Annotated in this window: 7 protein-coding genes; 4 read left to right on the top strand and 3 right to left on the bottom strand. The window is 72.7% G+C overall.

What is annotated here, in order from left to right:
- Both FJ108_17445 and FJ108_17440 read left to right on the top strand, forming a co-directional pair.
- On the top strand, positions 1-352 hold a 352-nt coding region (locus tag FJ108_17445; GenBank protein MBM4337674.1), incomplete at its 5' end, for a peptidoglycan-binding protein.
- Between the two features lie 208 nt (positions 353-560).
- Positions 561-2,342, top strand: a complete 1,782-nt coding sequence (locus FJ108_17440; protein MBM4337673.1) for a class I SAM-dependent RNA methyltransferase — start codon at positions 561-563, stop codon at positions 2,340-2,342.
- A gap of 133 nt (positions 2,343-2,475) precedes the next feature.
- On the opposite strand, the gene FJ108_17435 is transcribed toward FJ108_17440, so the two are convergent.
- Genes FJ108_17435 through FJ108_17425 form a run of 3 tightly spaced genes read right to left on the bottom strand, consistent with a single transcriptional unit; the run spans position 2,476 to position 4,674 of the window.
- Positions 2,476-3,213 carry a rhomboid family intramembrane serine protease gene (locus FJ108_17435; GenBank protein ID MBM4337672.1) on the bottom strand — a complete coding sequence of 246 codons (738 nt, stop codon included), beginning with the start codon at positions 3,211-3,213 and terminating at the stop codon, positions 2,476-2,478.
- 10 nt (positions 3,214-3,223) lie between these two features.
- Positions 3,224-4,129 carry an LLM class flavin-dependent oxidoreductase gene (locus tag FJ108_17430; protein ID MBM4337671.1) on the bottom strand — a complete coding sequence of 302 codons (906 nt, stop codon included), beginning with the start codon at positions 4,127-4,129 and terminating at the stop codon, positions 3,224-3,226.
- A complete protein-coding gene (locus tag FJ108_17425; protein MBM4337670.1) occupies positions 4,126-4,674 on the bottom strand; it encodes an NUDIX hydrolase in 549 nt (182 codons plus the stop codon). The genes FJ108_17430 and FJ108_17425 overlap by 4 nt, the downstream gene beginning before the upstream one ends.
- A gap of 33 nt (positions 4,675-4,707) precedes the next feature.
- Between FJ108_17425 and FJ108_17420 the strand changes: the two genes are divergently transcribed.
- The gene (locus FJ108_17420) at positions 4,708-5,997 is read left to right on the top strand and encodes a hypothetical protein (GenBank protein ID MBM4337669.1); all 1,290 of its coding nucleotides are present in this window, start codon (positions 4,708-4,710) and stop codon (positions 5,995-5,997) included.
- Positions 5,998-6,002: 5 nt separating this feature from the next.
- The gene (locus FJ108_17415) at positions 6,003-6,623 is read left to right on the top strand and encodes an alpha/beta fold hydrolase (protein ID MBM4337668.1); all 621 of its coding nucleotides are present in this window, start codon (positions 6,003-6,005) and stop codon (positions 6,621-6,623) included.
- Positions 6,624-6,903: the final 280 nt, after the last annotated feature.

The following is a 6,903-nucleotide window of genomic DNA, read 5'->3' as shown; positions in this document are numbered from 1 at the left end:
TTTGCAGATCGCGGGTGAAGCGGTCGCGCTGCCGCTGGCCGAGCTCGAGCGAAGCTGGACCGGTCGCACGTTCTATCTCTGGACCAACTTCGAGTCGGTGCCCGTGCTTCTGCCTGGAATGAAGGGCCGCCCGATCCGCTGGCTCCAGGCCAGGCTCGCCGAGCTCGGATACCTGGAGCCCGGGGATGCGAGCGAGGAGTTCGACGAGCTCACCTCGAGCGCATTGCGCGTGTTCCAGCGCACGCACGGCTTGGAGCCCAGCGATCAGCTCGGCCCCGAGACGCTGGTCGCTCTGTACCAGTCGCTCGACTACACGACGCCGCGGCTGCGCGAGCTCGAGGAAGCGCAGTGAGCACGATCCTCGACGCGCTGCGCAAGGTTCAGCGGGACCGCTCGGCGCAGACGCCGCCGGCCGATCTGCGCGGCTCGGTCACGAGCGAGACACCGTCACCCGCGCGGCGCAGGCGCCGCCGGAGCTCCGGATGGATCGCCGCGCTCGCGCTGGTTCTGGCCGCGGGCGCGGCGGGCTCCTGGCTGTACTCGAGCGGTCGCATCGATGCATGGCTCGGCGGTCCTGCACAAGAGGAGCGCCTGCCGACGGAGGAGGAGCTCGACGCGCTGGAGCGAGAGACGCGAGAGCAGGAGGCCGCGCTCGCGCGCGCGGAGTCGGCGGGCGCGCAGGGGGAAGTGACTCCGCAGCCGGCGCCGCAGTCCCCGCCGACGACGCCGCCAGCGCCGCCGGCCGAGACGCCCGAGATCGCGGCCGAGCGCGCCAGGCTCGAGGCGGCGATCGCGAACGCGCGCGCCGCCGAGGAGGCGCAGCGCGAGGCCGAGCGCGCACAAGCGGAGCAGATGCAGGCCGAGGCGCGGGCGCAAGCCGGGGCGGCCAAGCCGGAGCCGCCCGAGCCCGAGATCCAGGCGGCAGCACCTGCTCCTCCGGCTCCGACGCAGCCCGCGCCGCGCAAGACCGTCGTCGCGAAGCCGGCCAGGACTGCGCCCGCAGCCCGTCCGTCGCCCGAGCCCGCCGAAGCGAGCGCACCCATCCAGAGCGCGTTTCCCGACGTCTCGGTCGAGAGCATCCGCTGGCATCCGATTCCCGAGCGACGCGTCGCCAGCCTGCGCTTCGAGCGGCAGAACGTCCCCGAGGCGCACGAGGGCGACATCGTCGCGGGCGTGCAGGTGCACCGGATCGATCCGGGCGCGGTCGAGCTGCGGGTCGGCAGCGCGAAGCGCACCGTCTCGCCGGGGCCTTGAGCGCGCGAGTCGGAGCCGAGCTCGAGCTCCGGATCGAGCGGCTTGCCGCAGGGGGCGACGGCGTCGCGCGCGTCGACGGGCTCACGGTCTTCGTGCCGCGCTCCGCACCCGGGGATCTTCTGCGCGTGCGGGTCACGCGCGTCGAAGCGCGCTTCGCGCGAGCCGAGATCGACGCGGTGCTCGAGCCGGGTCCCGCGCGGCGCGAAGCGCCGTGTCCGTCCTACGGCCGCTGCGGTGGCTGCTCCTGGCTGCACCTCGCCGAGCCGGCTCAGGCGAGCGCGCGAATCGAGATCGTGCGAGAGGCGCTCCGGCGGATCGGCGGCATCGGGACTCTGCCCGAGATCGAGCACATCGCGAGCCCCGCGGCGCTCGGCTACCGATCGCGCGCGCGGATCGCGTACGAACGCGGTCGGGTCGGCTTTCGCGCGCGCGCCTCGCACGAGGTCGTCGACGTCGAGCGCTGCGCGGTGCTCGACCCCGCGACCGAGACGGAGCTCGCGCGCGTCCGCGCCCGGCCACCGCGCGGCAGCGGGGAGCTCGAGATCCGCGGCTACGGCGAGCGGATCGAGATCGGCGAGCGCCGCTTCGCGGTCGGCCCTACGGCCTTCTTCCAGGCGAACCGGCCGCTCTGGAAGCGCTGGCAGGACGCGGTCGTGGACTCCTGTGGCCGCGGCGAGCGCGCATGCGAGCTCTACTGCGGCGTCGGCTTCTACACGCAGCCGCTCGCCGAGCGCTTCGCGCGCGTCGTCGCGGTGGAGCGCGGGCCCTCGGCGCGGGACGCGCGCAGCAACGCCCGCGCCGAGATCGTCGAGGCTGCCTGCGAGGATTGGGCGCCGGGCGGGCTCGCCGCGCTCGCGCCCGAGCTCGTGCTGCTGAATCCACCCCGCGTCGGCTGCCACCGCATGGTGTTGGACGCGATCCGCGAAGCGCGTCCGCGCCGCGTCGTCTACGTCTCGTGCGAGGCCTCGACGCTGGCGCGCGACGTCGCGCGCCTCGGAGCGGAGTTTCGGGTCGCGCGAATCGTCGTGCTCGACGCGCTTCCACAGACACATCACATCGAGGCGATCGCGGTCCTCGATTCCGTTTGACACTTCGCGCGCGCCGAAAATAGAATCCGGCCGTCGGTGGGAGGAGAAAAAGTTCTCACCGGGTCGGAGAGGGATCGGTGGGGGGGCCCTGCGATGAAAGTCGCAGGGCCCTTGTCATTCGAGGTCCGATCGCTCAGCGGAAGCTCGGGCGATCGTCGTCGCGCTTTCTTCGCTCGAACTCGTCGCGGCGCACCGCCCGCAGTCGGTTGCGCATTCGCAAGCGATTCCAGCGATAGCGAAGCGATCGCACGCCGAGCACGCGCTGGAGCTCCTGGCGCAGCAGAATTCCGGCGACGATCACGCCTCCGAGGTGTCCGACGGTGCTCACGCCCTGACCCCCTCCCATGACGAGCTGCAGCGCGAACATGACGGGAATGAACCAGATCGCGCGCATGGGAATCGGCGGAAAGAGCAGCATGATCGTGCGGTCGGGCCAGGTCAGGCTGAACGCCGTGAGAATGCCGTAGATCGCGCCCGACGCGCCGAACGTGATCGCCGAGACGCCCGTGAGCGCGTTCCAGCCCAGGATGATCAATCCCGCGCCGGCGCCGCAGATGACGTAGAAGCGCAGGAAGCGCTGCGATCCCCAGGCCATTTCGAGCTCGCCGCCGAACATCCACAGCGCGAACATGTTCATGAGCAGGTGCAGGATCGTGTTGGGCGCGTGCAGCCACATGTACGTGAACGGCTGCCAGAGGTAGAAGTGCTCGAAGACCCCCCGGACGCTGACCGAGGCCAGCTCCGTGAGCGGGAACTGACTGCCCACGATCAGCTGCAGCACCCAGATCACCGCGCAGGCGACCATGATGCGCTGCACCATCGGCGTCAGGCCCGGTATGCCGCTGCCCCCGAAACGATTGCGCCCGTACACGCTCCCGAGGCTAGGAAATTCGCGCGCCCGTTGCAGGCGCAAGCGCTTCGAGCGCGCGCAGCGCAGCGGCCTCGCCGAGCCCGGTGAGATCGAGGATCGGAAGCGCCAGCTCGAGCTCCTCGCGCATTCGCGCGAGCTTCTCGCGGCAGGCCTCGGGGTCGCCGTGGAGGATCGCGCGGTCGACCTCGGCCGGCGCGAGCCCTTGAAACCAGGGCGCCAGGTGTCGGTACGCCCGCGAGGCCGCTTCGAAGCTCTCCTCCGGACGCGCGAAGACCCAGCACCAGGTCGGGATCTCGCGGCCGATCCGCTCGCGAAGCGGGAGCAGCCGCTCGCGAAGCGGGGGCACGTTCGCGTCCCAGATGTCCGCGTGCTCGCGCACGACGGCGAGCGCCCGCGCGCTGGCGGCCGAGACCGCGATCGGCACCGGCGCGCTCGGCAGCGTGATGCTCGCGCGCTCGAGCGACGTGAACCGGCCCTTCCTCGTCACCGTCTTGCCCGCGAGCAGGCCGCGCACCGCGTCGAGCATCTCGGAGAGGCGCGCCACGCGCTCCGCGCCGTCGGGCTCGGGCAGGCCGAGCCGGCGGGACTCGCGCTTCGCGCCCACGCCGAAGACGCCGACCAGCCGGCCCTCTGCGAGGTCCTGAAGCGTCGCCAGGCTGCGCGCGAGCAGAACCGGATTCCAGAGCAGCGGGAAGTGGATCGCCCCGATCCGAAGCCGGTCGGTGCGCAGCGCCGCGGCGGCGCAGAGCGCGGTCGGGTCGTAGATCGGCCGCTCGGGCCTGGCGTCGGCGAACGCCGCGTCGCCGTCGACCAGCGCGAGCGCGTAGCCGAGCTCGTCGGCGCGGCGCACCAGCCGCAGCACCGACTCGAGCCCGAGCCAGTGCGCGGTCAGCGCGACTCCGAGCGGGGCGGTCATGCCGCCGCGAGCCGTCGCCAGGCGAGGAAGAGCGCGGCGATCGTCTTGCCGTCGCTGATCTCGCCGGAGTCGATCATCGAAAGCGCCCGCGCGAGCGGCACGACCTGGCTCGAGATCACCTCGTGGTGCTCGTGCGCGGTCGCCCCGGGCGTGAGGTCGAACGCCGCGAACAGGTGGATCCGCTCGTCGGTGAAGCCCGGCGTGGTAAAGATCGCGCCGGTGCGCTCGAGCCTTCCGGCGCGATAGCCGGTCTCCTCGGCGAGCTCGCGCGCGGCGCAGGCCGCGGGATCCTCGCCAGCGTCCAGCTTTCCCGCCGGCACCTCCCAGATCGTCCCGCCGGCGGCGTGCCGGAACTGGCGCAGCAGGACCACGTGATCGCGGTCGAGGAACGGAACCACCGCCGCCGCGCCCGAATGCTTCAGGATCGCGAGCTCCGCCTCCTGTCCGCCGGGCAGGACGACCGTGTCCAGACCGAACGATCCGACGCTCCCTTCCCAGAGCACGCGCCGGCCGATCAACCGCGCGCGTTCGTCGGCTTCGCTCATGCGTTTCGCAGCGTAGCCTAGAATCCGCGCCTGATGAGAGACGTGCGCGATCGCTACGAGTCGCTTCGCGAGGCGCGCGCGCGCGTCCGGCTCGCGTTTCGCGCCGGGCGAAGCCACGAGCTCGATTTCGAGCGCGCGGACGAGGAGCACCTCGACGTGACCGGCGGCGAGGCGCTTCGCGAGCTTCAGGCCGAGGGCTCGACGTCGCAGCTCGCCGATTCGCGCGAGCGAAACGCCCGGATGATCGCGGCGCTGCAGGCCGCGATGCTCGCGCGCGGCACGCGCGAGCTCTCGGCGCGCGCCCGCGCTCGGCCCGATGCGGTCGAGCTTCGCGAGGAGCTCGCCGCGCGCGAGAGCGAGTGGCTTGCGACCCTGGGCTTCGCGCACGCGCGGGAGTTCGCGGAGTCGCAGCGGCCGGGCGTGGACTACGGCTTCTGGTCCGCGCAGGCGCAGGGCCTGCTGGAGGCGACGGCCTCGGCCTTTCGCGACGCGCAGCGCGCGGTTCGGCCGCTCGCCTGGGACGAGCTGCTCGGCGCATCAAGGCTCCGGCCCGCGCTCGACTTCGCTCTGGAAGGGCTGGGCGCGCCGCTGTCGCGCGCCCCGGGCCTGCGGATCGAGGAGCTCGCGCCCGCGAGCGCCCGCGAGCTCGCGTTCGCGGTCGCGCCCCGCGTGCCGGGCGAGGTCTGGCTGGTCTACGCGCCGCGCGCCGGACTGCCCGCGCTCGAGGCGCTCTTCGCCGCGACCGGCGAGGCGCTCCACGCGGCGTTCACTTCGCCGGCGCTCGAGCTTGCGCACCGCGCGCTCGGTGATCCGGCGAGCGCGCTGGTCTGGCGCTTCCTCCTTCCGGAGCTCCTGGCCGAGCGGAGCTTCGCCGACTCGGGCCTGGTCGCGGGCAGGGTCGAGGAGCTCGCAGCGGTGCTTCTCGTCCGCCGGCTGGAGTCGATCCGGCGCGCCGCGGCGCTGGTCGAGGTCGAGCTCGCCCTGGCGGAGCTCGCGCCAGGCAGCGATCCGCACGGGCTCGAGTCGCTCTACGGCGAGCGGCTCGAGGCCGCCCTCGGCGGCCGGCCCGACGAGGCGCGGTTCCTGCTCGAGTGCTCGGCGCGGCTCGGGTCGGTCGACGTGCTTCGCGCGCAATCGGTCGCGTTCGAGCTCGTGCGGCATCTGCGCGAGCGCTTCGGCACCCGCTGGTGGACCAGCCGTCGCGCGGGCGCGCTCCTGCTCGAGCTCTGGAACACCGGCACCCGCTACCCGCCCGAGGCGCTCGCGCGCGAGCTCGGTCTGGGCGCCCCGGCGGCCGACGTGCTGGCGCGCGCGCTAGTCTGACGCCGATGGCCTGGAAGGAACAGATGGTTCCGATCGTCGTGCCGGCTTCGGGGCTCGTGCTCGAGGGCGTCTGGCAGAAGGGCGAGGGCCGCGGCGCAGTGATCGCGCCGCCACATCCGGAGTACGGCGGGAGCCTCGAGAACCCCGTGGTGAGCGAGCTCGCGTACGCGCTGTACAAGGCCGGCGTCGCGTCGCTGCGCTTCAACTGGCGCGGCGTGGGTGCGAGCCAGGGCGCGATCAGCGCAGACGCGGCCGCCGCCGACGAGGACTACCTCGCCGCTCTCGAGCAGGTCTGCGAGACGGCGGGCGTTCCGGTGATCGCCTCCGGCTACTCGTTCGGCGCGGCGACCGCCCTGCGTGTCGGCCTGCGCGATCCGCGCGTCGCCGAGCTGATCCTCGTCGCGCCGCCGATCGGCATGATCGAGACGCTTGCGATCGACGATTTCGGCGGGCCGATCCACGTGATCGTCGGCGGGCGCGACACGTTCGCGCCGATCGGCCGGCTCTCCTCGCTCTTCGAGGGCATGGCGAACGCGAACCTCGACGTGATTCCGAAGGCCGATCACTTCTTCGCGTCGCACGGACTCGCGGAGCTGGTCGAGCTGGTGCGAAGCTCGATCACCTGACTCGGCTCCGCGCGCGCACGGCCAGCTCTGGCGACCACGCGCGCGGATCGCGGCGCCCCACTCGGACCGATCCGCGCGCTCGCGCGCGCGGCGCCGGGCACGTGACTTGCTCTCCCGAGCGGCTCGATGAAGGGAGCCGTGATGGACGAAGGAATTCTGATTCTCTCCGATGCAGCGACCGTGCAATCGCCGGCCGATCGAGAGCCGCGCTCCACCGTCGCGGATCGCGAGCTCGCGGCGAGCGCGCTCGGCTCGAGCGGCTACCGCGCGATCTGCCCCG

This window comes from Deltaproteobacteria bacterium (genome assembly GCA_016875225.1).
In the GTDB taxonomy this organism is placed as follows: domain Bacteria; phylum Myxococcota_A; class UBA9160; order SZUA-336; family SZUA-336; genus VGRW01.
This window is presented reverse-complemented; position numbering and strand designations above follow the sequence as displayed.

Bases quoted from the DNA above. Each gene is read 5' to 3' on its own strand.
- FJ108_17440 (MBM4337673.1), top strand. From the start codon at position 561: ATGGCTCGGCGGTCCTGCACAAGAGGAGCGCCTGCCGACGGAGGAGGA.
- FJ108_17430 (MBM4337671.1), bottom strand. From the start codon at position 4,129: ATGACCGCCCCGCTCGGAGTCGCGCTGACCGCGCACTGGCTCGGGCTC.
- FJ108_17425 (MBM4337670.1), bottom strand. From the start codon at position 4,674: ATGAGCGAAGCCGACGAACGCGCGCGGTTGATCGGCCGGCGCGTGCTC.
- FJ108_17420 (MBM4337669.1), top strand. From the start codon at position 4,708: ATGAGAGACGTGCGCGATCGCTACGAGTCGCTTCGCGAGGCGCGCGCG.
- FJ108_17415 (MBM4337668.1), top strand. From the start codon at position 6,003: ATGGCCTGGAAGGAACAGATGGTTCCGATCGTCGTGCCGGCTTCGGGG.